Origin of the sequence: Maribacter sp. 1_2014MBL_MicDiv, assembly GCF_001865655.1 — a bacterium.
Taxonomy (GTDB): Bacteria; Bacteroidota; Bacteroidia; order Flavobacteriales; family Flavobacteriaceae; genus Maribacter; species Maribacter dokdonensis.
In genome coordinates, this window is the sequence record NZ_CP011318.1 from 1,060,640 (window position 1) to 1,085,438 (window position 24,799).

At 36.0% G+C, this 24,799-nt stretch carries 24 protein-coding genes; 11 read left to right on the top strand and 13 right to left on the bottom strand.

The genetic code is table 11. The features are described from left to right. Window positions 1-91 precede the first annotated feature (91 nt). From YQ22_RS04370 to YQ22_RS04380, 3 genes are all read right to left on the bottom strand, one after another. Entirely contained in the window at window positions 92-619 is a 528-nt protein-coding gene (locus tag YQ22_RS04370; protein WP_058105296.1) for an inorganic diphosphatase, read from the bottom strand. Window positions 620-692: 73 nt separating this feature from the next. Beyond that, on the bottom strand, window positions 693-3,194 hold the full coding sequence (locus YQ22_RS04375; RefSeq protein ID WP_071340204.1) for a DUF5686 family protein: 2,502 nt from the start codon (window positions 3,192-3,194) through the stop codon (window positions 693-695). 107 nt (window positions 3,195-3,301) lie between these two features. Further along, window positions 3,302-4,279 (bottom strand): pyruvate dehydrogenase complex E1 component subunit beta, encoded by a 978-nt coding sequence (locus YQ22_RS04380; RefSeq protein WP_058105294.1) that lies wholly within the window; start codon window positions 4,277-4,279, stop codon window positions 3,302-3,304. 172 nt (window positions 4,280-4,451) lie between these two features. Here YQ22_RS04380 and YQ22_RS04385 point away from each other — a divergent pair, with 172 nt between their 5' ends. From YQ22_RS04385 to egtD, 7 genes are all read left to right on the top strand, one after another. Further along, entirely contained in the window at window positions 4,452-5,192 is a 741-nt protein-coding gene (locus tag YQ22_RS04385) for an electron transfer flavoprotein subunit beta/FixA family protein (protein ID WP_058105293.1), read from the top strand. A 40-nt stretch (window positions 5,193-5,232) separates the two neighbouring features. Further along, window positions 5,233-6,201, top strand: coding sequence for an electron transfer flavoprotein subunit alpha/FixB family protein (locus YQ22_RS04390; protein ID WP_058105292.1), 969 nt, complete (start codon window positions 5,233-5,235; stop codon window positions 6,199-6,201). An 84-nt stretch (window positions 6,202-6,285) separates the two neighbouring features. After that, window positions 6,286-6,915: a bifunctional nuclease family protein gene (locus tag YQ22_RS04395; RefSeq protein WP_058105291.1), complete on the top strand. Its 630-nt coding sequence runs from the start codon at window positions 6,286-6,288 to the stop codon at window positions 6,913-6,915. A gap of 155 nt (window positions 6,916-7,070) precedes the next feature. After that, window positions 7,071-8,393, top strand: coding sequence for a NupC/NupG family nucleoside CNT transporter (locus YQ22_RS04400; RefSeq protein ID WP_232231386.1), 1,323 nt, complete (start codon window positions 7,071-7,073; stop codon window positions 8,391-8,393). Between the two features lie 134 nt (window positions 8,394-8,527). Beyond that, complete coding sequence (locus tag YQ22_RS04405) at window positions 8,528-9,352, top strand: thymidylate synthase (protein WP_071340206.1); 825 nt, start codon at window positions 8,528-8,530, stop codon at window positions 9,350-9,352. 71 nt (window positions 9,353-9,423) lie between these two features. After that, on the top strand, window positions 9,424-10,584 hold the full coding sequence (gene egtB, locus YQ22_RS04410; RefSeq protein WP_071340207.1) for an ergothioneine biosynthesis protein EgtB: 1,161 nt from the start codon (window positions 9,424-9,426) through the stop codon (window positions 10,582-10,584). A 16-nt stretch (window positions 10,585-10,600) separates the two neighbouring features. After that, window positions 10,601-11,569: an L-histidine N(alpha)-methyltransferase gene (egtD, locus tag YQ22_RS04415; protein ID WP_071340208.1), complete on the top strand. Its 969-nt coding sequence runs from the start codon at window positions 10,601-10,603 to the stop codon at window positions 11,567-11,569. A 74-nt stretch (window positions 11,570-11,643) separates the two neighbouring features. On the opposite strand, the gene YQ22_RS04420 is transcribed toward egtD, so the two are convergent. Both YQ22_RS04420 and YQ22_RS04425 read right to left on the bottom strand, forming a co-directional pair. Beyond that, window positions 11,644-11,940, bottom strand: coding sequence for an isoamylase early set domain-containing protein (locus tag YQ22_RS04420; protein ID WP_058105286.1), 297 nt, complete (start codon window positions 11,938-11,940; stop codon window positions 11,644-11,646). Between the two features lie 147 nt (window positions 11,941-12,087). Further along, on the bottom strand, window positions 12,088-13,173 hold the full coding sequence (locus YQ22_RS04425; protein ID WP_071340209.1) for an aminotransferase class V-fold PLP-dependent enzyme: 1,086 nt from the start codon (window positions 13,171-13,173) through the stop codon (window positions 12,088-12,090). A gap of 54 nt (window positions 13,174-13,227) precedes the next feature. Here YQ22_RS04425 and YQ22_RS04430 point away from each other — a divergent pair, with 54 nt between their 5' ends. Both YQ22_RS04430 and YQ22_RS04435 read left to right on the top strand, forming a co-directional pair. Continuing rightward, window positions 13,228-13,629, top strand: a complete 402-nt coding sequence (locus YQ22_RS04430; protein WP_071340210.1) for a 2TM domain-containing protein — start codon at window positions 13,228-13,230, stop codon at window positions 13,627-13,629. Window positions 13,630-13,640: 11 nt separating this feature from the next. Continuing rightward, window positions 13,641-14,141, top strand: a complete 501-nt coding sequence (locus tag YQ22_RS04435) for a dihydrofolate reductase (protein ID WP_071340211.1) — start codon at window positions 13,641-13,643, stop codon at window positions 14,139-14,141. On the opposite strand, the gene murI is transcribed toward YQ22_RS04435, so the two are convergent. Together murI and pafA are read right to left on the bottom strand one after the other, a co-directional pair. Further along, entirely contained in the window at window positions 14,128-14,916 is a 789-nt protein-coding gene (murI, locus tag YQ22_RS04440; RefSeq protein ID WP_071340212.1) for a glutamate racemase, read from the bottom strand. The two genes, YQ22_RS04435 and murI, sit on opposite strands and share 14 nt — an antisense overlap. Window position 14,917: 1 nt before the next feature. Beyond that, window positions 14,918-16,585 carry an alkaline phosphatase PafA gene (gene pafA, locus YQ22_RS04445; protein WP_083414313.1) on the bottom strand — a complete coding sequence of 556 codons (1,668 nt, stop codon included), beginning with the start codon at window positions 16,583-16,585 and terminating at the stop codon, window positions 14,918-14,920. Between the two features lie 117 nt (window positions 16,586-16,702). Here pafA and YQ22_RS04450 point away from each other — a divergent pair, with 117 nt between their 5' ends. Beyond that, on the top strand, window positions 16,703-17,440 hold the full coding sequence (locus YQ22_RS04450; protein ID WP_058105280.1) for an MlaE family ABC transporter permease: 738 nt from the start codon (window positions 16,703-16,705) through the stop codon (window positions 17,438-17,440). Then, window positions 17,440-18,207 carry an ABC transporter ATP-binding protein gene (locus YQ22_RS04455; RefSeq protein WP_058105279.1) on the top strand — a complete coding sequence of 256 codons (768 nt, stop codon included), beginning with the start codon at window positions 17,440-17,442 and terminating at the stop codon, window positions 18,205-18,207. The genes YQ22_RS04450 and YQ22_RS04455 overlap by 1 nt, the downstream gene beginning before the upstream one ends. Here YQ22_RS04455 and YQ22_RS04460 read toward each other — a convergent pair. The 6 genes from YQ22_RS04460 to YQ22_RS04485 all read right to left on the bottom strand — a co-directional run bounded on the left by YQ22_RS04460 (window position 18,204) and on the right by YQ22_RS04485 (window position 24,795). Next, window positions 18,204-19,673, bottom strand: a complete 1,470-nt coding sequence (locus YQ22_RS04460) for a DUF389 domain-containing protein (RefSeq protein ID WP_071340214.1) — start codon at window positions 19,671-19,673, stop codon at window positions 18,204-18,206. The genes YQ22_RS04455 and YQ22_RS04460 overlap by 4 nt on opposite strands. 2 nt (window positions 19,674-19,675) lie before the next feature. Further along, window positions 19,676-20,755, bottom strand: coding sequence for a mannose-1-phosphate guanylyltransferase (locus YQ22_RS04465; protein ID WP_071340215.1), 1,080 nt, complete (start codon window positions 20,753-20,755; stop codon window positions 19,676-19,678). 1 nt (window position 20,756) lies between these two features. After that, complete coding sequence (locus tag YQ22_RS04470) at window positions 20,757-21,359, bottom strand: SprT-like domain-containing protein (protein ID WP_071340216.1); 603 nt, start codon at window positions 21,357-21,359, stop codon at window positions 20,757-20,759. 1 nt (window position 21,360) lies between these two features. Continuing rightward, window positions 21,361-22,041: an SDR family NAD(P)-dependent oxidoreductase gene (locus YQ22_RS04475; RefSeq protein ID WP_071340217.1), complete on the bottom strand. Its 681-nt coding sequence runs from the start codon at window positions 22,039-22,041 to the stop codon at window positions 21,361-21,363. After that, on the bottom strand, window positions 22,041-23,072 hold the full coding sequence (locus YQ22_RS04480) for a M28 family metallopeptidase (RefSeq protein WP_071340218.1): 1,032 nt from the start codon (window positions 23,070-23,072) through the stop codon (window positions 22,041-22,043). The genes YQ22_RS04475 and YQ22_RS04480 overlap by 1 nt, the downstream gene beginning before the upstream one ends. An 85-nt stretch (window positions 23,073-23,157) precedes the next feature. Continuing rightward, on the bottom strand, window positions 23,158-24,795 hold the full coding sequence (locus YQ22_RS04485; RefSeq protein ID WP_071340219.1) for a pyruvate dehydrogenase complex dihydrolipoamide acetyltransferase: 1,638 nt from the start codon (window positions 24,793-24,795) through the stop codon (window positions 23,158-23,160). Window positions 24,796-24,799 lie beyond the last annotated feature (4 nt).

The window sequence follows — 24,799 nt, forward strand, 5'->3', positions numbered from 1 at the left end:
GAAATTTATCTGACTAATGTAGTAAATTAGAATAGAATAAAAAAAGCCACTTTTCTTTATGAAAAGTGGCTTAAATGAAGTGAAATATTATTTATATCATAAAAGTTCGCTTTGCCTTGTGCTCGCTCTTATCATATCTTTCTACACATTCGTGGTAAATTTCAACGGCTTTCTCCGCATTGCTCCACCCACCGGTATCTACTTTTTTCTCCTCTAAATCTTTGTAGACTTGAAAGAAATGCTCAATTTCTTTTAATCTATGCGGATTTAGGTCACTAATATCATTATTGTTGCTCCATATTGGATCAGAAACCGGTACACAGATTATTTTTTCATCTGGTCCTTTTTCATCTGTCATATGGAAAACACCTATAGGTTTTACTTCCATTACCGTCATTGGATAAACAGGTTCCGTACCCATTACCAAAACATCTAATGGATCTTTATCCAAAGCCAAGGTTTCTGGAATAAATCCGTAATCCCCTGGGTACATCATTGAAGAAAACAACATACGATCAAAACGAATTTTATGTAGATCAAAATCGTATTCATACTTGTTTCTACTTCCTTTCGGAATTTCTATTAAAACATCAAAGGTTAGTCCTTTTTCTGTAGCCATATTTAAAAGTTGTTTAATTTATAGTTTGTATTGAAACGTTGCTTAGTTGTTATAATTGTAAAAATTAGCTGAATTAAAAGACAAATCCAAAAGTTCCTGTTACACCAAACTTTCTAGCATCTGGATTCTCTAAATAGTTTCCCCTAAAATTGAAGTCCAATCTAAATACCTTGAAAATATTTCCAATTCCAAAAGAATACTCATAATATATTTTTTCCGATGGTGCCATTAAAGGTGTATTTACGGTAGCAGGAGCACTCAATGCTATGTTCTCATCAGACAAATCTCCCCACACTCCGCGTATAGCCACCAATTCCCTTAAATTGAACTTTCTTAAAAATGGGATCCTTGAAAAGAACCTTCCATTAAAATTATGTTGCAAATGTACTGCAGCATAGGTATCTGTCACAAATTCATAGAAATCTAAATTTGGAAAAGTACCATAATTAGAGAAAAAGGTCTGGTTACCCGGCACCACACTCAGCAAGCCCAAAGGCACCTCACCAAAGGTTTTACCCAACTCTACCGTACTTAGCAATCTACCAAATCCGCCCAATTGCCAAGGTTGACTATATGAAAACTGTAACTTACTGTAATCAAAATCACTATCAAGAACGCCTTTGGTTCCCTTGGTATAATTCAGTAAAATAGTACTATAGGTATCATTGACATCTCTACGCTCAACTCCAAAGCCAATGGTTTTCTTACCCGGGGTATATAATAAAAGAGCATTAAAATCAAACTGTCGTATTTCTGACGAAACACCTGTTGGAGATTCAGGATCTACATAATCTAAACTAAAATCACCGGGCAAGGCAGAACTCAAGGTTCTAAATGTACCACCCACAGAGAGTTTTAAATTGGTTAACGGCTCTATTTCAAAATTCAATGCACTTAGGTTGATATTCGTCAACCTATTATTAGCGCCTACTGTCAATAAAGATGATGATGCTATGCTACGCCCTAAAACATCATTAGTAGCGGTCAAACTAACCCCAAGTTGCTCTATATCCCTTCTATTCCCCCCAGAAATGATCAGTCTACTGTTTTTATCGATGAGCATTTTACCCGCCAAGCCATGTTTGAACTTATGATCCTTAAACCCATATGCCGTATACCCTTCTATACGCCATAGGTCATTTTGACCAAAATACGTTCTAGCACCAAGTCTAACCCTAGCACCTTCGGCATTATTGTACCCAAAAAAATCATATACCGAACCCAGGTCCAAATTCCATTTATCGACCTCAACATAACCAGACCCCAGTATGCTGACCAGATTATAATAAGTCTTGAATTTTGGCACCGTCTTCAAGGTGTCAAGCAATTTATAAATACCCTGTTCGTCTTTATTTAAGCTTTCCAATCTATTTTTTTGCCAAAACTCATCATCCTTGATAATTTGGGTAACATCTAAAGGGTTACGATCTTTTCTATAAGCTTCCTTTGGCTTTGGCTTATTGAATTCGTAATTATCATACACCGTAGTTCTTTTGCCATAAAGTCCTTTAGACTCCTCCTTTTTGTTGAAACTAAAGTCGCTCAACATATAATCTCTTTTTAAAAGAAATACAGAATCGTTGACCACATCGAAATCTTGTTCAATGTAAATTTCTTTTACCCAGTTAATGTTGGCACTTTTGGTTACCTGTAAATTGATGTTCTTAATTGCCCAAGTAGAATCATTTACCCAGAAATCTCCCTTAAAGGTCAATTCATTTTTACGGCGAGGATAGTATACAATATTATAACACCATTTGCTATCAATAAACGCACTGTCCCTTAGCGCATAGTTATAGACATCTACCCCAGTTTTGGACAAAGGACTCGTAAAACTTTTATCGAAAAATTTCAGGTAGTTATTATAGACATCGTATTCTTGATACAAATCCTTAACAAAAGCTATTATTGCTTGATTATTCTCAAAACCTGAATTTTTATTCCCTAGAACATCTTCTTTCTCTTCCTTGATCTTATTATCGCCATAGACTTTAGAAAAAGTCTCGTTCAAGAAAATTGGCAAATAGGTTTTACCCGTAATACGTGAGGTATCCAAATCTTGAAAAACAAATTCAAGACCTTTAAACACTTTACTTTTAATTAGGGCGCTGTCAATGGTATTTAAATCAAATTCTACCTTTTCATACTTATCAAAAGCATATTGATCAAACTGTCGAACCCCATTCTGACGTTTTTTTGCCCAGATTTTTCTAAGGATATCGACTGCCGGATTATTCTTTTTAGATTGCTTACCCGATATTAGCACCACCTCATTTAACTGCTCAGCAGCTTCGACCATAATGATTTTCAGGTCATAAGAGACTTTGTTTTTTAATTCAAGCTCATACTCGGTATAACCGATAAAAGATATAATTACCGTATTATAATCATTTTCAGATTCCAAATAGAACCTACCATCATCATTGGTAATGGTACCTTCTGTGGAATTTTTAAAGAATACATTGGCAAAGGATACAGGTTCACCTTGCTCGTCTACAACCATGCCACCAATTTTGGTTTGCCCCTGCAGCATAAAAAAGCTTAGACTTAAGATTATAAAAAATATCCCTCTCATTAAAATACGTAGTTCAATAATAATGTTTTGTGGCAAATAGCATACCAATAAAAAAAGCTTCTCCAGACTTGGTCGGAGAAGCTAAGGTACTTTACAATATCTTTATCTTATTTGTATAAAACTTTTTTAACAGCGTTTACCACATCTTTGTGATTAGGCAACCACTCCTCCAATAATACCGGAGAATAAGGTGCAGGTGTATCTGCCGTATTTATTTTTACAATAGGAGCATCTAAATAATCAAATGCATGCGCCTGAACGTGATACGTAACCTCTGTTGCTACGTTACCAAACGGCCAAGCCTCCTCTAAGATGACCAATCTATTGGTCTTCTTTACTGATTTTAAAATAGCTTCGTAATCCAATGGCTTTACAGTACGTAAATCTATTATTTCACAGCTAATGCCATCCTTCTCCAATTCATCGGCAGCCTTATCCGCCTCTTTAATGATCTTACCAAAAGAAACTATGGTAACATCTTTACCTTCTCTACGAATATCCGCAACACCTAATGGAATGGTATAATCACCTTCTGGAACTTCACCTTTATCACCATACATTTGCTCAGACTCCATAAAAATAACCGGATCGTCATCTCTAATGGCAGCTTTTAATAATCCTTTTGCATCGGCAGGGTTAGATGGTACAACCACTTTAAGCCCTGGACAATTAGCATACCAACTTTCAAACGCTTGTGAATGCGTTGCCGCTAATTGACCTGCAGATGCAGTTGGCCCTCTAAATACAATAGGGCAAGGAAACTGACCACCGGACATTTGTCTGATCTTGGCAGCATTATTGATTATTTGATCAATACCTACCAAAGCAAAATTGAAGGTCATGAATTCTATAATAGGTCTGTTCCCCGTCATTGTGGAACCAACCCCTATACCAGCAAAACCAAGCTCGGAGATCGGAGTATCAATTACCCTTTTTGGGCCAAATTCATCCAACATTCCTTTAGAAGCCTTGTATGCGCCATTATATTCCGCTACTTCTTCACCCATCAAATAGATAGATTCATCCCTCCTCATTTCTTCGGACATGGCCTCGGCTATTGCTTGCCTAAATTGTAGTGTTTTCATGTATGGTAAAATTATTCTTTGTTAAATGCTAGAAAGCAAGCAAAAATAGGAAATATAATATCAAAAAATAGAATGCCAGATTTAAAAAAAGTTATAAAATTTACTATGCATGCATAGTAAATTTGGATTTTATTAGCTATCTTCGTCACCATTAGATATAAAGTTTTTACTCATGAAGATATTAGTTTGTATAAGTAATGTTCCAGATACGACGTCCAAAATTAATTTTACGGATGGCGATACTAAATTTGACACCAATGGTGTACAGTTCGTAATTAACCCAAATGATGAATTTGGACTGACCAGAGCTATGTGGTTCAAAGAAAAACAAGGTGCATCAGTACATATTGCAACTGTTGGAGGACCAAGTGTTGAACCTACAATGCGTAAAGCACTGGCTATTGGAGCAGATGAAGCTTTTAGAATAAATACCGAACCTACAGATGGTTTCTCGGTAGCCCAACAATTAGCCGAAGTGGTTAAGAATGGTGGTTACGATCTAGTAATCGGCGGTAGAGAATCTATTGATTACAATGGCGGAATGGTGCCTGGGATTTTGGCATCGTTAACGAACATGAATTTCATCAACTCTTGTATTAGCCTTGAAATTGATGGTGACAATGTTACCGCAGTTAGGGAAATTGATGGTGGAAAAGAAAAATTGACAAGTAGTTTACCATTAGTTGTTGGTGGCCAAAAAGGACTTGTAGAGGAAAGTGATCTTCGTATACCTAATATGAGAGGTATCATGATGGCAAGAAAAAAGAGCCTTACAGTGGTTGAGCCTGTTGACGCTCTTAAAGCAACCGAGGATAAAAAATTCGACAAGCCAGCTCCTAAAGGTCAAGTTAAACTAGCCGATAGTGTAGATCAATTGGTTGATTTATTGCACAATGAAGCAAAAGTCATTTAATAACCTTTTATTTAGGTAAACATTAAAAACAAAAGAAAAGATGTCAGTTTTAGTATATACAGAATCAGAAAAAGGAAAATTTAAGAAGAATGCGTTCGAAGTAGCTTCTTACGCCGCTGAAGTTGCCAAAATGATGGGCACTACCGTTACGGCAATATCATTCAACAGCGAAGAAAACGATAGTTTAGGAAACTACGGGGTTTCCAAGGTGTTGAACGTTAAAGACGAGGCACTTGCAACATTTAACGCAGGCGCTTACGCAACAACAATAGCCGAAGCCGTAAAAAGTACAGATGCTAAGGTGGTCATCTTAAGTTCTAGCACAGATACCAAGTATTTAGCGCCACTATTGTCCGCTAAATTATCTGCAGGCTACGCACCTAATGTAGTTCAAGCTCCAGAAAGCACTTCACCATTTATGGTCAAAAGAACAGCTTTCAGTAATAAAGGTTTTGCGCACACACAGATAGATACCGATATTAAAATTGTTGGTGTATCAAATAATGCGTTTGGCGCTCACGAAAACAGTACAGATGTTTCGGTCGAAGAATTTAGCGCCGCTACCGATGGCATTACCAATGACACAAAATCCATTGAAGTAGATAAGGTTGTTGGTAAAGCAACCATTGCCGATGCCGATATCGTAGTTTCTGCAGGTAGAGGTCTTAAAGGACCGGAAAACTGGGGAATGATAGAAGAATTAGCAGATGTACTAGGTGCGGCTACAGCTTGCTCCAAACCTGTTTCAGATCTTGGCTGGAGACCTCATGGTGAACACGTTGGACAAACAGGAAAGCCGGTTGCCAGTAACTTGTACATTGCCATTGGTATATCTGGAGCCATTCAACATTTAGCCGGTGTAAGTGCCTCTAAAACTAAAGTTGTCATCAACAACGACCCTGAAGCTCCTTTCTTTAAAGCTGCAGATTATGGAATTGTTGGAGATGCCTTTGAAGTAGTTCCTCAATTGATTGAAAAATTAAAGGATTTTAAAGCACAAAACGGCTAAATTTTTGTTATTTTGTGCCCCTTAAAGGGCTGTTCGGATAATTGGAGCCCAAGTATTCGAACAGCCTTTTTTAGTTTAAAATCTATGAGTCTAGTACGATTAAAAATAAAAGGAATCTCTTACAGTCAAACCCAAAATGGTGCATATGCACTTATTTTGAACGAGGTTGAGGGTGACAGAAAGTTACCAATTGTTATTGGTGCTTTTGAAGCACAGTCTATAGCCATAGCCCTAGAGAAAGAAATAAAACCCCCAAGACCGCTTACACACGACTTGTTTAAAAACTTTTCAGATAGGTTTGATATTGTAATCAAACAAGTCATTATCCATAAATTGGTAGATGGGGTATTCTATTCTAGCATAATTTGCGAAAGAGATGGTATAGAAGAAATTATTGATGCAAGAACCAGTGACGCCATTGCCTTGGCACTACGCTTTAACGCCCCGATTTTCACCTATAAAACCATTTTGGACAAGGCAGGTATATTCTTGAAGTTTTCCTCTAAAGAGAAAGACCAGAAAGAAAGTGACGACAGCATTATGGTAGATGAAATACTACAGGAAGGTGAAACGGTTGAGATAGATTCTGGTGCTACCGATGGCTACACTGAACTAACCATTGAAGAACTTGAGGCTGAATTAAAAAAGGCGGTCACCAACGAAGACTACGAAAAAGCGGCAAAACTGAGAGATGAAATCTCTAAACGCAATTAAACATTAAATTATAGTTTATGAAAAAGGGCAAATGGCTGCTATTTTTTGCACTAATTCTTACCACAATTACATTTGCTCAAGACGTAGACGTAACCATACCAGTAGAAAACGCAACCGATACTACTTTGGTTGAAGACGTTTCCGCTAACAATGTAATGGACATGGAAATCAATGAAGGATTTAGCCTCAACAGTCTGGGAAGAGGCATTTTAGGTATGCTGGTTCTTTTACTATTAGCTTTTTTATTCAGTTCAAACAGAAAGGCCATCAATTGGAAAACGGTAGGTATTGGTCTGGTATTACAATTGGTCATTGCTATTGGAGTTTTAAAAGTGCCTTTTGTACAATTAGTTTTTGAACAAATAGGTAAAATTTTCGTAAGTATTTTAGAATTCACACGTGCCGGCAGCAAGTTTCTTTTTGAGGGGCTTGTAGTAGACACTGGTACCTTTGGATATATTTTTGCTTTTCAAGTATTACCAACAATTATATTTTTCTCTGCATTAACATCGCTATTGTTCTACTTAGGACTTATTCAAAAAGTGGTAAAGTGGCTTGCTTGGGCACTTTCAAAAACATTGGGCATATCTGGACCGGAAAGTCTTTCGGTCGCAGGAAATATTTTTCTTGGTCAAACCGAAGCCCCACTTCTAATAAAGGCCTATTTAGAAAAGATGACACGTTCAGAAATTCTACTGGTTATGATCGGTGGCATGGCTACAGTTGCCGGTGCAGTATTGGCTGCATACATAGGTTTTTTAGGTGGCGAAGACGAGATATTACAATTAGTTTTTGCCAAACATTTGTTGGCAGCATCCGTTATGGCAGCTCCTGGCGCTATTGTTATCTCTAAAATATTATATCCGCAAACCGAAGAAGTTAACAGTGATGTACACGTTTCTTCAGAAAAAATTGGTGCCAATGTTCTTGATGCTATTGCAAACGGCACAACAGAAGGCTTAAAACTTGCTGTCAATGTAGGCGCCATGCTTTTGGTATTTGTTGCTATTATCGCCATGGTCAACGGTATATTGGAATGGACAGGGGACTTGACCTATCTTAATGGTTGGATTGCTGACAATACCTCATATTCAAAGTTTTCACTAGAAGCTATACTTGGTACTATTTTCGCTCCTTTAATGTGGCTCATAGGTGTTGCCAATGAGGATATTATGCTAATGGGGCAGTTACTGGGCATAAAGCTAGTAGCGAGCGAATTTGTAGGCTACATTCAATTAGCAGAATTAAAAGATATCACCACAGGTGCCAATTTAACGTATAACAAGTCTGTAATAATGGCTACGTATATGTTATGTGGTTTCGCAAATTTTGCATCAATAGGTATTCAAATCGGTGGTATTGGATCCTTAGCACCAGGGCAAAGAAAGACTCTATCTGAATTTGGAATGAAAGCTGTTTTGGGCGGATCGTTGGCTTCTTTACTTTCTGCCACAATTGCGGGCATGATTTTAGGATAAGCGATCTTGCCAAAATAATTTTAGTTAATAAGATTTTATAACCCGTACTTTATTCTCACTACAAAAATTCATCTAAATAGTATTTTTGTATTCCGCCCATAAATATATTCGGCGTTATATTTAATTCTATTGCTATGAAACAGTATCACGACCTTTTAAAACATGTTCTAAAAGAAGGAAACCAAAAAGGTGACCGTACAGGAACCGGAACTAAAAGTGTTTTTGGATATCAAATGCGTTTTGACCTCAGCGAAGGTTTCCCAATGGTGACCACCAAAAAACTGCATTTAAAATCAATTGTACATGAACTATTGTGGTTTTTAAAAGGTGATACCAATATTAAATATTTACAAGAAAACGGGGTTCGTATTTGGAACGAATGGGCAGATGAAAACGGTGATCTTGGACCTGTATACGGTCATCAATGGCGCAATTGGAACAATGATGAAATTGATCAGATCAAAGAAGTTGTACATTCCTTAAAAACAAACCCCAACAGCAGAAGAATGTTAGTTTCTGCATGGAACCCAAGCGTACTGCCAGATACTTCTAAATCTTTTTCTGAAAATGTAGCTAACGGTAAAGCAGCATTACCACCATGCCATGCCTTCTTTCAGTTTTACGTTGCAGATGGCAAACTTTCATGTCAATTATACCAACGTAGTGCAGATATATTCTTGGGTGTACCCTTTAACATTGCCTCCTACGCATTGTTCACCATGATGATGGCACAGGTTTGTGGATACGAAGCGGGCGATTTTATACACACTTTCGGTGATGCCCATATCTACAATAATCATATGGAGCAGGTTGAACTACAACTCAGCAGAGACCCTAGACCATTACCGAAAATGAAAATAAATCCTGATGTTAAAGATATTTTCGATTTTAAATTCGAAGATTTTTCACTAGAATACTATAACCCGCATCCCCATATAAAAGGGATAGTAGCTGTTTAGTATCAATTTCTTAATTTATAAGGTCAAAACCCATTGAGCAATTTTATTTAACTTACAATAAAATTGTTTTCATGGTCAGCACTGATACGTTCTTAGATTTCTTTATAGAAACTAGAGAGCACACCGAGGCTATTTGTAAGCCCCTAGAAATTGAAGATTATGTGGTACAACCCATAATTGACGTTTCTCCCCCAAAATGGCACCTAGGTCACACCACTTGGTTTTTTGAAGAATTTATACTAAAATCTTACGATCCTTCGTATCAAATATTCGATGAAGATTTTTCGTTCGTATTCAATAGTTATTACGAAACCGTAGGCAAACGCGTTATACGTGCCGATCGTGGTAATTTATCTAGACCTTCCGTTAAAAAGGTGTATGAATATAGAGATTATGTTACCAAGGCAATGATAAAATTGCTAGAATTGGACACAAACAAAGCATTGTTAGAAGTTCTTGAGATTGGAATTCATCATGAAAAACAGCATCAAGAATTATTACTTACAGATATAAAATACATTTTAGGAAACAATCCCTTATTACCTAAATATTCAGACACATTCATAGAATACACTGCTGATAAAGATGAACAACGTTGGCTTCATATGAAAGAAGGTATTTATGAAATAGGTCATAATTCCACAGATTTTTGTTTTGATAATGAATTAGGAAGACACAAAGTATACCTACATGACTATCAAATCTCTAACAGACTAGTTACCAATGCAGAATATATTGATTTTATAAAAGAAGATAGCTATAAACGTTTTGACCTGTGGCATGCAGCCGGTTGGGACTGGGTGCAACAAAACAATGTAAACTCACCCTTATATTGGCATGAAATTGATGGAAAATGGCACTATTATAGTCTTAACGGACTAACCGAAATTGACTTAAACGCTCCCGTAACACATATTTCCTACTTTGAGGCATTTGCATATGCCCAATTTAAAAACTGCAGACTACCCACTGAATTTGAATGGGAAGCCGCACAACATTTGTTCACATGGGGACAACGCTGGGAATGGACAGAAAGTGCATACCTACCCTACCCTAATTACAAAAAAATAGACGGTGCTTTAGGCGAATACAACGGCAAATTCATGGTAAACCAAAAAGTGCTTAGAGGTAGTTCTGTAGCTACACCCAATAAACACGCAAGACATACATATCGCAATTTTTTTCAAACAGATTTAAAATGGCAGTTCACCGGTATAAGGTTAGCCAAATAATTACGACATACTAATTATGCAAGACACTAACATAGCACCAACCGTTACAACTGAATTCGAAAAAGAGGTGTATTCCGGTTTAACCGATTACCCTAAACACCTATCGTCAAAATATATTTACGACAAAAAAGGAGATAAGCTTTTTCAGGATATCATGGCAATGCCAACCTATTACTTGACCAATTGCGAATATGAGATTCTTGAACAAAACAAACACGAAATTACAGCACTATTTTCCGGTTCTGGCACCTTTGACCTAATAGAGTTAGGGGCTGGTGATGGTAAAAAAACAAAAATTCTTTTAAAAGAATTCAGTGATAAAAAAATAGATTTTACCTACGTGCCTATAGATATAAGCAACAACGCCTTAAATCAACTACATGACTCCTGCAAAATAGAATTGCCAGAAGTTAACGTACAGCCTTTTCAAGGAACTTATTTTGAAGCATTGAAAGAGATAAATACTAGAAAAAACAGAAAGGTCATTCTATTTCTCGGCTCAAATATTGGCAATCTTATGCATGACCAAGCCGTTGGGTTTATGGAAAAAATTCAGCAACTCATGCAGCCTAACGATCTACTTTTAATGGGTTTTGACCAAAAAAAGAATCCACAGACCATTTTAGATGCCTACAATGACCAAGAAGGAATTACAGCTGCATTCAATAAAAATATACTTGCAAGAATCAATAGTGAGCTCGAAGGCAATTTTGATCTAGAACAGTTTTTACATTGGGAAGTTTACGACCCCGAAACCGGAACCGCAAAAAGCTTTTTGGTTTCTAAAATTGAGCAAACCGTGAGAATTGAATCTTTAGATCTTACAGTTCATTTTAAACAATGGGAAACCATACACACAGAAATTTCCCAAAAATATGATGACCAAATTATTGACTGGCTAGCCAAAGAATCTGGATTACAGTTAACCACAGCTTTCCAATCCAAAACACATAGCTACAAAAATTGTGTATTTAAAATAGCTTAGCATTTATCTAAATATAAAAACAATAGAGCCCTTCAAAAATTGAAGGGCTCTTATATTGTACACTCGCTATTATTCTACAACTCTAAAACTGCATTTTCAGAACCAGCATAATCATTCCATTGGTAACGATCTGCCTGCGCATCGTTTATGTACTCGCCATCAACAAGGTACTTAAATTCAAAAGAGTTCTCTTTAGGTAAATCAAAAGTACCTTTAAAAGAACCATTCTTTTGTTTCTTTAATTCACTCTTTTTTGCATTCCAATTATTGAAATCACCTACTACAGCCACCTTTTTTGCATCTTCTGGAGATACCGTAAAAGTAACCTTACATACTGGCTTAGTTTTTAAATACTTCTTTGCAATTGCCATGATACAGAATTTAATATTTTAGGCAAAATTAGCATATTAAAACACTCATTTACAATGGATAAGACATTTTTATCAAATTCTCAAAATTTAAATCCTTTATAGAAGGACAATGAAATTTTATCCTACAAAATTACTTAATCACGAAAGCTATCTGCCTGTTTTCAAGATTTTTACAATGGCATCTATTTCTGATTCAGTATTATAAAAATGAAAACTTAACCTAACACCATCACCTCGCTGAGCGCAAAAGACATCGTTCTCCAATAATTTTTGATACATCGCATCATTGGCTTTAATATTAAATATAGTGCTATGGCTTTTTCTGTTTACAACCCTATCAGTCAAAAGCCCTAATTTTTTAAATTCGGTTTTCGCCATTAACGACAAATTACCGTTATGCTCCGCTATCCTTTCCATACCAATTCTTTCAAAAAAATCAATGGAGAATTTTAAACTTCCAAAATTCATGGATGAAAGGTGACCAGGTTCAAACTGTTTTGCAAACCGAATTGAATTCTTCTTATCAAAATTTCCATCAGCAGCATTAAATCCAATAGTATTCAAATCAAATTCATTTTCAACTTGATCAGAAAAAAGCATAAATCCATTACCATAGCCTGCCAATAACCATTTGTATGCGCTAGCCCCCAACACATCTATACCAGAGTTGTTAAAATCAAAATTGGTACTACCACAGAACTGAGTTCCATCTGCTATAATAAGTACATGAGGATACAGTATCTTTATTTTTTTCAGAAACTCGAGGTCAATTGAAAACCCATCTAACCATTGTACAAGGCTCAAGGCCAAGACATCTATCTTGTTGTTTTCTATTTTTTCCTGAATCTCCTCTTCTACATGTTCGGAGAGTTTTACATACTCAATATCATACCCTCTTTTTTCAAAACTCCAGTTCAATGAAGGGTAATCATCTTCTACAAGTAATATTTTCTTTTTAACATCTAAACCTTCTAACAGAACATTTAGTCCAGAAGAAAAATTATTGACCAATGCTACGTTTTCTCTTTTGCAATTAAAAAACGTACTTACCGCAGAACGCGTGTCCGATATTACCTTTAGCGCCTCTCCTCGCATATCACTACCGGAAAGTAAAAAATCTAAATCATGCTCTTGACGCCAATCCAATAACGAATCATACAACGGGCCGTACACAGCGGTATTTGCGTAAATTCCTTTTCTAAGTACAGGAAATTCTTTTCTAAATTTATCCATAGGTTATAGCGTATAATACAATTCGTGTATCTTTATATCAAAGATAGCAAGAGTATGTTTTCTAAGAATAAAAACACCTCCAAATTAGACATAGAGCAACATGAATTGTTAGAGAATGCTCAAAAAAGAGTACGACAAAAAAAACGACTCTATACTCATTTTGTAATCTTTCTTGTAGGCAGTGTCTTTTTGGTACTGATCAATAAAATCTTAAAATACGGGCAAGAGTACAATTGGTTTGTTTGGGCAATTACCTTTTGGGGATTTCTATTTGTTTTGCATGTTTTCAATGTCTTTATCACCAATAAGTTCATGGGTCAGGATTGGGAACGATCGCAGCGCGAAAAATTAGTGGAAAAACAAAAACAGCGAATTTCTAAATTACAAAAAGAAGTTGAAGAAGAATTGCCATTACCTGAAGCTTTAGAAATTGAACCTAAAAAAAAACTGCTTTGAAAACACTTATAATGATTGCCGCAGCAGCGGAAAATAATGCCTTGGGCAAAGACAACGATCTGCTTTGGCATTTACCAGATGACTTTAAACGTTTTAAAAAACTAACCACCGGACATAAAATTATTATGGGAAGAAAAACGTTTGAAAGTTTTCCTAAACCACTACCAAACAGAACCCATATAATCATCACAAGAGATAAAAATTACACTACTGATTATGATGAATGTATAGTAGTCCATTCCTTGGATGAAGCTATTGATCTCGTAAAAAATGAAATTGCCTTCATTATTGGCGGTGGTGAAATTTATAAGCAAGGCGAAAAGAAATCAGACAAGATAGAGCTTACACGTGTACACGGTGTTTTTGAAGATGCAGATACGTATTTCCCTGAAATTGATGAAAACTATTGGATGCTAACCACGCAAGAGTTTCATCCGGCAGACGAAAAACACAAACTTTCTTTTACCTATTTGACATATGTAAAAAAAAACAACGTACTTAAAACTCTTTAGATTGAACAGTGTATTTAACTGTTGTACTTTCTATTATTGATGACAGCACTGTTTCATCTCCATTAGTATAAATTTGATGGGAACCCAATTTAGTGGTATTCGACAACAAACCGTTCTTTTCCAATACGATTTTGGTCTGTCTGGCCACAGCTTCTCCAGAATCTATAATTGTGACATGCTCTGGCAACATTTTTTTCAAAAGTGGAATAAGATATGGGTAATGGGTGCAACCTAAAACAAGATAATCCATACCTTGATCAAGCATAGGCTTTATGTAACTTTCTAAGAGTTGATAAAGTTCTTTACTTCTTAGCTGACCATTCTCTATCATTTCCACTAGACCGGTACCACGTTGTTCTATAACGGTAATTCCTGCAGCGTGATTTTTGGTGGTGCTATGAAACAAACTACTGGACAATGTACCCTTTGTTGCCAAGATTCCGATAATTTTGGATTTGGTATTGATAGCCGCTGGTTTTATAGCAGGCTCTATACCAATAAAAGGTACGTTATAATTGGCCCTTAAATAGCTAATTGTATTAGTCGTTGCCGTATTACAGGCAACGACTATTAATTTACAATTTTGATTCAGTAAGTATTCGGTATTCTTAATACTCAGCTCTAGAATACGTTCCTGAGATTTTTCTCCATAAGGAGCATATTTACTATCGGCCAAGTAAATACAATTTTCATATGGCATTAATTCTTGGATTTCACCCCATATAGACGTACCACCAATACCCGAATCAAAAATACCTATAGGCCTGTCATCCATATTATTTTAATACCTCGGTTATAGGTTTACCTGTAGCACCGTTCGGAAAAGAAATACCCAATAGCGCCGATATAGTTGGTGCAATATCCGGTATTTCAGTTCTATTTACGGTTGAACCCGGCTGTATACCTTTTCCATAAAATAATAATGGGGCATGTGTGTCATATATTTGAGGAGACCCATGAGTAGACCCTGTAGTACTGTAGGAAATATACCCTGGTTTTAAAACGATCAATACATCACCAGATCTTTTTTGATTATATCCATTTTGTAAAATATAAGGTATACCAGATGTATAATCATTACTCCACATTTGATTTGCGGTATACACCCTATCAATTGCATCATAGTCCAAAACCTCTTGCGCTATTTCGATTTGCACTTCTGCCAAACTCAAATCTAAGTTTTTTACAATTTTATGATCTAAGAATATTTGATCATTAGAGTAATTTTTAATAATATCTTCAGTACCATATTTATATTGTAAAAACTCTTTCAATCTCTTTTTATTTGCAGCCGTATCAACATAACCAGATGGTATTTTTTCGCTTTTTAAATAGGTAGGCACTTCAACAGCTCCATGATCTGCCGTAAGAAACAAAGTATATTCTCCTTCACCTACATTTTTATCCAATGCCTTGAACAGCCTAGCTAAATCTTCATCTAACCTTAAATAAGTATCTTCAATTTCCTTAGAATTAACCCCAAACATATGCCCCACATAGTCTGTACTTGAAAAACTTACTGCCAAAAAATCGGTAATATTGTCTTTACCCAAGTTTACCTGTTGCAGTGCTTCTATTGCAAAATCTGCGGTCAAAGAATTACCAAACGGCGTTGCTTTTATTATATCAAAATTTTTAGTTTTATCTAAAAGCTCAGCAGGTTTGTGAGGGAAAGAAGTAGAGGTTTCACCTTCAAATTTTCCTTCAAAAAGATTATTATCAATTCCGCTTTCTCTGTATTCTTTAATATCTCTAAGTGTATTCCATTCTCTTTTATACGATTGAGCGGTACCAGAGGTATTAAAATCGTTCACCCATTTTGGTAATTGACTCATATAATACGAGCTCGTAACCCACTTACCTTCATCACCGCCATGAAACCAATATGCCGCATTGGCAGTATGTCCACCTGGTAATACGGCACCTCTATCCTTCAAGGCAATTGCTATGGTCTTTCCTTGCATTTGTGTATGCAATCTAAGCTCATCTGTAATAGTTGTTACGGACATTCTATGTGGAGACATTTTACCCGCATCTGAAGTAGTACCTACAGAAGCATAGGTATCATCACTAGCACAATATACACTTGCATCTAATTGCTTATCATACCAGTTATTGCCTATTATACCGTGTACAGAAGGAGTTGTACCGGTATACACTGAAGTATGCCCCGGTCCAGTACTGGTTGGCGCATAATTAAAATGATTGTTTTTACAGTTAAAACCCTGTTCAACCAATCTTTTAAATCCGTCTTGTCCATATTGATCATAAAAACGGGTTAAATAATCATATCTCATTTGGTCAACTACGATACCTACGACCAATTTAGGTTTTGACCTCAGCAATTCATCACTTACATTGTTCTTATTTTTCTTTTGGGCAGTTAAACCACTGGCTGCCAACAATGTTCCAATAAACAACGAAGCAATAAAATATCTTTTCATTTTCATACGTATAAGATTGAAGCGCAAAAGTAAATAATTTACACCTTTAAAGATTAATCGCAGGTTAAATCAGGTGCATTATTGTTATTTTTACGGTAAGATTTTTATTTTTAATAAATGAACTATTTAGCATCTGTAGGAAGCTATGCCATTATGATCCGTGAGGTTTTTAAAAAACCTACAAAATGGAGAATAATGAAGTCCCTTATATTTAAAGAAATAGATGAACTTATCTTTAGTTCATTGGGTATTATCATATTTATCTCCTTTTTTATAGGTGCCGTTGTTGCCATACAAACAGCACTTAACTTAACAAACCCGTTAATACCCAGAAATTTAATTGGTTTTGCCACCAGACAATCGGTAATATTAGAATTTGCCCCAACTTTTGTATCTATAATTATGGCAGGTAAGGTAGGATCTTACATTACCTCTAGCATAGGTACTATGAGGGTTACAGAACAAATAGATGCTTTGGAGGTTATGGGTGTCAACTCATTGAACTACTTGGTATTTCCTAAAATTATAGCCATGTTATTCTACCCCTTTGCGATTGCTATTTCTATGTATGTAGGAATTTTTGGAGGATGGATGGCCGGTGTTTTTGGCGGATTTCTTACTAGTGAGGATTTCATTACAGGTTTACAATCTGATTTTGTTCCTTTTCATATTGCTTATGCATTTGTAAAAACCTTAATTTTTGCTTTTGTAATTGCAACAGTACCTTCATTTCATGGGTTTTACATGAAGGGTGGTGCATTGGAGGTAGGTAAAGCAAGTACAACCTCGTTCGTGTGGACCAGTGTTGTTATAATAATACTTAATTATATTTTAACCCAACTTTTACTAGGATAATGATAGACGTACGAGACATACATAAATCTTTTGGCGAAGCTCATATCCTAAAAGGGATTTCTACCACCTTTGAAAAAGGAAAAACTAATTTGATCATTGGTCAAAGTGGATCTGGTAAAACTGTTTTTCTAAAATGCCTATTGGGACTATTTGAACCTGAAAAGGGTGGTATAGCATATGATGGCAAGCTGTATTCTGAGCATTCTGACGACGAAAAGCGAGATTTACGACAAGAAATGGGTATGGTATTTCAAGGAAGCGCCCTATTTGATAGCATGACGGTTGAAGGCAACGTAATGTTTCCACTAGAAATGTTTACCAAACAATCAAAAGCTGAAATGCAAGAACGTGTAGACACTGTTTTAAAAAGGGTAAACCTTGTTGATGCCCACCATAAATTTCCCTCTGAGATATCTGGAGGTATGCAAAAACGTGTTGCCATTGCTCGTGCTATTGTTATGAATCCAAAATATCTTTTTTGCGATGAACCCAACTCTGGGTTAGACCCCAAGACGGCAATTCTTATAGATAACTTGATCAAAGAAATTACTGAAGAATATAATATCACCACGGTCATTAACACTCATGACATGAATTCAGTGATGCAAATTGGGGAGAAAATTATTTTCTTAAAAGACGGGCTGTTGGAATGGGAAGGCACCAAAAACGAAATCTTTAAAACCGATAACGAAGCTGTTACCAATTTTGTTTATTCATCAGATCTCTTCAAGAAAGTACGCCAAATGTATATTCAAGAGCAAAATTAATCTTTAGGCATTTCCTTTATTTGAATCTTCTTATTATTTAAACGTAGTCTTAACCATTCTTGAAGCTTGTTAATGTCTTTAACCGTTTCTGCCCTTTTGGCTTCTTTTTTCCAAGTTACCTCAAACAATGGTATACTATCAGTCTTAGTAAAATCTGTTGAAATCAAATAAGCATACCCTATACGATCTAAATTCTCATAATTGGTTTTTGCCTCAAGACTTATTTCATTAAAAGGAATTTGATTAGATGAAATCTGATTTAAACGCATGAGCTCATTTTCCAAAAGCTGTATTTTCTCATCCTTGCTGGTTAAAATACTTTTCTGAGATTCATATAACTCGTTTACATACTTTAACTGAGTAGCTTCTTCACTCCTTGAACCTTGCACCACAGCAAGCTCGGTCTCACTTAATTGCTTATACTCCGCCATTTGGGTACGCCATGTTGCAATAACATTATCAGGGATACCATCATTGCCCATAAAGAACAGTTCTATTTTAGATTTACCCTCGTCATTATAAACCACCTCACTGAAATCTTTTAAAAATTTACCCTCACCGGCAAATTGATAAGGCTCAATTTTTTCGGTTATAAAAGCTTCAGCATCCCTGTTGAAAAGAGACTTTTTAAATACATTGTAAAACGTAAATCCAGCTGGTATCATGACCAATACCGCCAACAAAGAGGCTAATCTTCCAATTAATTTTCTTCGTTGTGAATTCACATAGCGCACCATTGGAAAACGCAACAATTTAATAACCAAGAAAGTCGCTAGCGCAATAAAAATAGTGTTTATGATAAAGAGATACATTGCACCAGATGCATAACCCCAATTACCAATGGCCAGTCCAAAACCTACGGTACATAAAGGCGGCATTAATGCAGTAGCAATCGCAACACCAAAAATAACACTGGCTATAGTCCCCTTTTTAGCACGGGCTATTACCAATGCCAAACCACCAAAAAAGGCTATCAATACATCTCTAATATCTGGTTCGGTCCTTGCCAACAGCTCAGAAGACTCATCTCTAAGCGGAAAAAAGCGATAAAATAAATAAGCGGTAATAACGCTCAAAACCACCATTACGGCAAAATTCTTAAGCGATCTTTTTAAAGTATCAATATCATTGATTGCAACCGACATACCTATTCCTAGAATAGGGCCCATTAATGGAGATATTAACATGGCACCGATTACAACAGCTGTAGAATTCGCGTTTAATCCTATAGATGCTATAAATATGGAACAAATCAAAATCCAAGAAGTATGGCCCTTAAAAGGTATATCGGCAATTATAGCTTCTTTAGTTGCCTGCTGGTCCGTATTGGTTCTAATATCCAATAACTCAGAAAGAAACTTTTTTACACTACCTAAAAGACCTTGAAAATCTTTTTTTACTTCTTCACTACCTCCACCTTCATTACTAGTGGGTGTAATATTGTCTTGATTAAGATTGTTCTCCATATTTAAGCGAATTCATCACCAAAGGTATCTTTTACCTTGTTTAAAACCTGTTTAATGTCCTGTTCTTTTGTTTTCGGATAGATCAAAAGTACTTCATCCTTATCAACAATGATATAATCATTTAAGCCATCTACAACTACAACTTTACCAGCCTTAGATCGGATCATATTACCACTTGCATCTTGCACCAAAACTTTTGCGTTTACAACGGCGTTATTATTTTCTTCCTTATCTAATTTATCATACAAAGAACCCCAAGTACCTAAATCATTCCAGTCAAAAGTAGCTTCTTTAACATAAATAGCATTTGAGTTTTCTAAAATTGCATAATCAATAGAAATATTCTCCGCTTTTGGGTAGTTTTCAGATATGAACTTCTTCTCGTCTTCCGTATTATAACACACTAACCCATCTCTGAATAAAGCGTATTGTTTTGGCTGAAAATTCTGAAATGCATTCACTATTGTTTTTGCACTCCACATAAATATACCGGCATTCCACAAAAAATTTCCTTGAGCTAAAAAATCTTTTGCCGTTTCATAGTCTGGTTTTTCCCTAAACTGATTTACCTTTTTTATCGGAGCCGTATCTTCTTTATTGTATTCTATATAACCAAATCCGGTATTTGGAAAGGATGGTTTAATACCTAACGTACACAAAACATCTTCAGTTTCACATTTTTTAAAACAAGCTGTAACATCTTTTGCAAATGCATCTTCATCTTCGATCCAATGATCACTTGGCGCAACGATCATAACTGCATCTTCATTCATTTTCTGAATTTTTAAGGCAGCATATAGTATACATGGCGCAGTATTTCTCATAGCCGGTTCAAGAACTACTTGTTCTTGTTTAACCATTGGTAATTGTTCTAGCACTAAATCATTATACCTCTCATTGGTTAAAATGAGTATATTTTCTGTTGGCACAAATCTATTAAGTCTTTGAAATGTCTTCTGTATAAGTGTATCACCTGTACCCAACATATCGTGGAACTGCTTTGGATTATCACTTGTGCTAATTGGCCAAAATCTTGATCCTACTCCGCCTGCCATTAAAACGGCATAATAATTTTTATTCATGTCAGCTTTTTATTAATTCCACTTCAGCATTTGGTTGAAATAAAAATATTCTTCCAGAAGATATTTCTACACATTCATAACGCTTTGTTCGTTTATTTCCTTTCTTAAATAATTTTCCGTTATATATGCGAAAAACGCACCCTATTGGTAATTCGTAAACGTAAGATTTTTCCGATTGTTGTTCATCAAACTGTTTTAAAGCTATTGACAAACGAGCATCTGTACTACTGCTTGCTTTTGGATTTTTAAAATGATATGCTAATAAGGGCAACAGTTGCGATGGAAATACCTCTGGACGAATAAACGGAAGCATTAAAAACTGAAATGTTTTCTTCCATTCAATACCATGAGGTTTAATATTTCTACCATATTTCTCAAATGCCATTAAATGTGCAATTTCATGAATTAAGGTTATTAAAAACCTATATTTATTTAAGGACGCATTAACGGTAATCTGATGTTTGCCGTCTTTCCCCCGTCTATAATCCCCATGCCTAGTAACGCGCTCATTTACTATTTTTAAATGCACCTGACTATTCTTTATTAGTTCAAAACATGGACTAACCGCTAGTTCTGGAAGATATTTAGCTAAGGTTTGCTGCATTTTATGGTGTACTACTGCTTACTTGCAAAATTTTACCGTTATACATTTTTTGTCCTTTTAAGGCAAAATCCATTATATATTCTGCCATTTCTTTTGCACTCAAAGGTGCTAGATAACCTGGAAATGCCTCTTCTAACATTTCCGTTTGCACGGCACCTAAGGCCAACGCATTGAACGAGGGACCGGTTTCTTTAAATTCCTCGGCCAACAATTCCGTTAATGTCAGTACAGCCCCTTTACTAGAGCTATATGCAGATAGACCGGGAAATTTTGCACTACCCTGAATACCTCCCATAGAACTAATAGTAAGCACATGACCATCTTTGTCCATAAATGGCACAATTAATTTTGTCATTGAAGCTACCCCAAAAACATTGACATCATAAACCGATTTAAATTCTTCTTCGGTAATTTCCATAAAAGGTTTATTCACCAATTTACCAGCATTATTTATTAGAGCTAGAACTTTTGCGTTATTGACCTTTAAATATTCATTAACCTTTTCTCTGTCTTTTGCCGATGAAACATCAAATGGAAATGCGGTAATGTTTTTATGACCAATATTCTTTATGGGACTGTCATTTCTTGAAAGTGCCAAGACTGCATAACCTGCATATGCCAATAATTTACTTAATTCAAAGCCAATTCCTCTACTTGTACCCGTTACAACTATATAATCCATTAGTTATATTTTACTTCTTTTAAAGGAGCATTAATAATACCCTCCAACATTGGCTTTACTTCATTTACCATATTGGACATAAAGTTGTAATCCATTAAAGAGGCTTCGTCTCCTACTTTATGATATTCACCAAAATTAGTAAAGTCGAACGAACTAAAGGTTTGAGAAGGAACGTTAAATTTATCGTGAAACGGTGCATTATCTGAACGTCTAAATAAATTAAACTCTTTTGCCTTTGGCAAAAAACCTACCAAATTCTTTTGCGCATATTTATTACTTACTTCCGCAAGATTTGACAATTCATAACCAGTTAAATAGAGACTATGGTCTTTGTTCACCATAGGCACACCTATCATTTCAAAATTCAACATAACGTATAAATCTAAATTCTGGGTCAATAATTTGTCTGCCAAATGTTTAGACCCCAACAATCCCTTTTCTTCCGCAGAAAACAATGCAAAAATAATACTGCGATTATTATTTTTAGTTTGAGCAAAATATTTTGCGAATTCTATTACCGCAGTTGAACCAGAGGCGTTATCATTTGCTCCATTAGCTATAGTATCGCTATCATCTCCACTAATTATCCCAATGTGATCATAGTGAGCACCTATTATTACATACTCATTTTTTAAATCCGAATCTGTGCCTGGCAGAAACCCCACTACATTATACGCTGTACCATCACTATAATTTTCTAAAGTGTCTTTATATGAATTAAAATAAGGTTGAATATTATTCCTAGAGAATATATTCTCTATAAAATCAGCTGCCTTAGTTATACCATCACTCCCAGTATCTCTTCCTTTCAAATCATCTGAAGTCAAAAAAGTCATCAACGCTTCAATATCTTTTGGGGTTGTATCTACAGCGTTCATAACGGAACCCTCAGTCATTGTAACCTTGTTCTTTACAACCGAACCTTTGACTCCTTTTGGATTATTGGGATTTAAAACTGTTGATTGATTCACTTTTGTACCTCCACAGGCTACTAACAGACCACCAAGAAATACAATTACTATATGTCTCATAACATCTTATTTTTAAAATCTAAAGATAAAAAAAAGCATCCCGATGAAAGGATGCTTTTCTTATTCTATTTATAAAATTAATTATCTATGCCAACATAGTAACCGGGTTTTCCACAAAGTACTTCAAAGTCTGTAAGAACTGAGCACCAACTGCACCATCAACCGTTCTATGATCGCAAGCTAGTGTCAACTTCATTGTATTACCTACCACTATTGCTCCATTTTTCACTACTGGCTTTTCAACTATAGCACCTACGGATAAAATAGCTGAATTTGGCTGATTGATAATACTTGTAAATTCAAGAATACCGAACATACCTAGATTAGAAACCGTAAATGTACTTCCTTCCATTTCAGAAGGTGCAATTTTCTTATTTCTAGCCTTACCGGCTAAATCCTTAACAGCACTACCTATTTGAGTTAAGCCCAACAAATCAGCATGCTTTACTACTGGTACAACCAAACCTTCATCAACAGCTACAGCAACACCCATATGTATATGCTTATGATACTTTGTAGTATCTCCGTTCCATGACGTGTTTACTTGAGGATGCTTTTTCAGCGCCATTGCACAGGCTTTCAAAACCATATCATTAAATGACACTTTAGTATCAGGTAGACTATTGATCTGCGCCCTTGATGCCTTAGCGTTATCCATATCAACCTCAATCGTTAGATAGAAGTGAGGAGCGTTGAATTTTGAATTACCTAATGCCTTAGCTATAGCCTTACGCATGTTAGAATTCTTAACCTCTTCAGTTCCTTCTTCTCCTGAAGGCAATGCCATTGATACAGGTTGTGATGAAATTGCATTTTCAGCTTTAGCTCCGGCAGTAGCCGCTGGAGCAGCAGATGTACTTGGAGTATAATTCTCCACATCTTTCTTTATTATTCTACCATTATCTCCTGATCCAGAAACAGTTGACAAATCAATTCCTTTATCAGCGGCTATCTTTTTAGCTAATGGAGATGCAAAAATCCTAGCTCCGTCCGATGCAAGTTTAACCTCATCTTTCTTCTCTGATGCACCTGAAGATTTCTCCTCTTTTTTATCTTGAGCAGGAGCACTTTTTTTGCTTCCTCCAGATTTACTATTTAATACTGCGTCAACATCTGTGCCTTCAGGTCCAATTATTGCCAAAACAGCATCTACCGGTGAAGATTCACCTTCTTGTATTCCTATATACAATAACTTACCATTATAGAAAGACTCAAATTCCATTGTAGCCTTATCCGTTTCAATTTCAGCAAGAATATCACCTTCTTCAACATCATCACCAACTTTCTTCAACCAGCTAGCAACGGTACCCTCTTCCATGGTATCACTCAATCGAGGCATTTTAACAATCTCAACCCCTTCTGGAATTTCAGCACCTCCTGAAGTTTCTTCATCACTTGAAGAAGCCTCATCAGATGACGACTCCTCACTTGATGATTCTTCAGAGGACTCACCTCCTCCACTTACCAAGGAAGAAATATCTTCACCTTCATCCCCAATAATTGCCAAAAGGCTATCTACCGGAGCTGTATCTCCTTCTTGAATACCGATATGCAAAAGAGTACCTTCATTGAAGGACTCGAATTCCATTGTTGCCTTATCAGTTTCAATTTCGGCTAATATATCTCCTTCCTCTATTTTATCTCCAACGCTTTTTAACCACTTTGCAACGGTACCTTCTTCCATGGTATCGCTCAAACGGGGCATATTTACTACTACTGCCATTTAA

Excerpts from the sequence above, each read along its gene's own strand:
- YQ22_RS04380 (WP_058105294.1), bottom strand. The coding sequence starts at position 4,279 with ATGAAAACACTACAATTTAGGCAAGCAATAGCCGAGGCCATGTCCGAA.
- YQ22_RS04455 (WP_058105279.1), top strand. The coding sequence starts at position 17,440 with ATGATAGACGTACGAGACATACATAAATCTTTTGGCGAAGCTCATATC.
- YQ22_RS04475 (WP_071340217.1), bottom strand. The coding sequence starts at position 22,041 with ATGGATTATATAGTTGTAACGGGTACAAGTAGAGGAATTGGCTTTGAA.
- YQ22_RS04370 (WP_058105296.1), bottom strand. The coding sequence starts at position 619 with ATGGCTACAGAAAAAGGACTAACCTTTGATGTTTTAATAGAAATTCCG.
- YQ22_RS04485 (WP_071340219.1), bottom strand. The coding sequence starts at position 24,795 with ATGGCAGTAGTAGTAAATATGCCCCGTTTGAGCGATACCATGGAAGAA.
- YQ22_RS04450 (WP_058105280.1), top strand. The coding sequence starts at position 16,703 with ATGAACTATTTAGCATCTGTAGGAAGCTATGCCATTATGATCCGTGAG.
- YQ22_RS04460 (WP_071340214.1), bottom strand. The coding sequence starts at position 19,673 with ATGGAGAACAATCTTAATCAAGACAATATTACACCCACTAGTAATGAA.
- YQ22_RS04395 (WP_058105291.1), top strand. The coding sequence starts at position 6,286 with ATGAGTCTAGTACGATTAAAAATAAAAGGAATCTCTTACAGTCAAACC.
- YQ22_RS04390 (WP_058105292.1), top strand. The coding sequence starts at position 5,233 with ATGTCAGTTTTAGTATATACAGAATCAGAAAAAGGAAAATTTAAGAAG.
- YQ22_RS04470 (WP_071340216.1), bottom strand. The coding sequence starts at position 21,359 with ATGCAGCAAACCTTAGCTAAATATCTTCCAGAACTAGCGGTTAGTCCA.
- YQ22_RS04420 (WP_058105286.1), bottom strand. The coding sequence starts at position 11,940 with ATGGCAATTGCAAAGAAGTATTTAAAAACTAAGCCAGTATGTAAGGTT.
- YQ22_RS04400 (WP_232231386.1), top strand. The coding sequence starts at position 7,071 with ATGGACATGGAAATCAATGAAGGATTTAGCCTCAACAGTCTGGGAAGA.
- murI (WP_071340212.1), bottom strand. The coding sequence starts at position 14,916 with ATGGATGACAGGCCTATAGGTATTTTTGATTCGGGTATTGGTGGTACG.
- egtD (WP_071340208.1), top strand. The coding sequence starts at position 10,601 with ATGCAAGACACTAACATAGCACCAACCGTTACAACTGAATTCGAAAAA.
- YQ22_RS04430 (WP_071340210.1), top strand. The coding sequence starts at position 13,228 with ATGTTTTCTAAGAATAAAAACACCTCCAAATTAGACATAGAGCAACAT.
- YQ22_RS04405 (WP_071340206.1), top strand. The coding sequence starts at position 8,528 with ATGAAACAGTATCACGACCTTTTAAAACATGTTCTAAAAGAAGGAAAC.
- YQ22_RS04465 (WP_071340215.1), bottom strand. The coding sequence starts at position 20,755 with ATGAATAAAAATTATTATGCCGTTTTAATGGCAGGCGGAGTAGGATCA.
- YQ22_RS04425 (WP_071340209.1), bottom strand. The coding sequence starts at position 13,173 with ATGGATAAATTTAGAAAAGAATTTCCTGTACTTAGAAAAGGAATTTAC.
- pafA (WP_083414313.1), bottom strand. The coding sequence starts at position 16,585 with ATGAAAAGATATTTTATTGCTTCGTTGTTTATTGGAACATTGTTGGCA.
- YQ22_RS04435 (WP_071340211.1), top strand. The coding sequence starts at position 13,641 with ATGATTGCCGCAGCAGCGGAAAATAATGCCTTGGGCAAAGACAACGAT.
- YQ22_RS04375 (WP_071340204.1), bottom strand. The coding sequence starts at position 3,194 with ATGAGAGGGATATTTTTTATAATCTTAAGTCTAAGCTTTTTTATGCTG.
- YQ22_RS04385 (WP_058105293.1), top strand. The coding sequence starts at position 4,452 with ATGAAGATATTAGTTTGTATAAGTAATGTTCCAGATACGACGTCCAAA.
- YQ22_RS04480 (WP_071340218.1), bottom strand. The coding sequence starts at position 23,072 with ATGAGACATATAGTAATTGTATTTCTTGGTGGTCTGTTAGTAGCCTGT.
- egtB (WP_071340207.1), top strand. The coding sequence starts at position 9,424 with ATGGTCAGCACTGATACGTTCTTAGATTTCTTTATAGAAACTAGAGAG.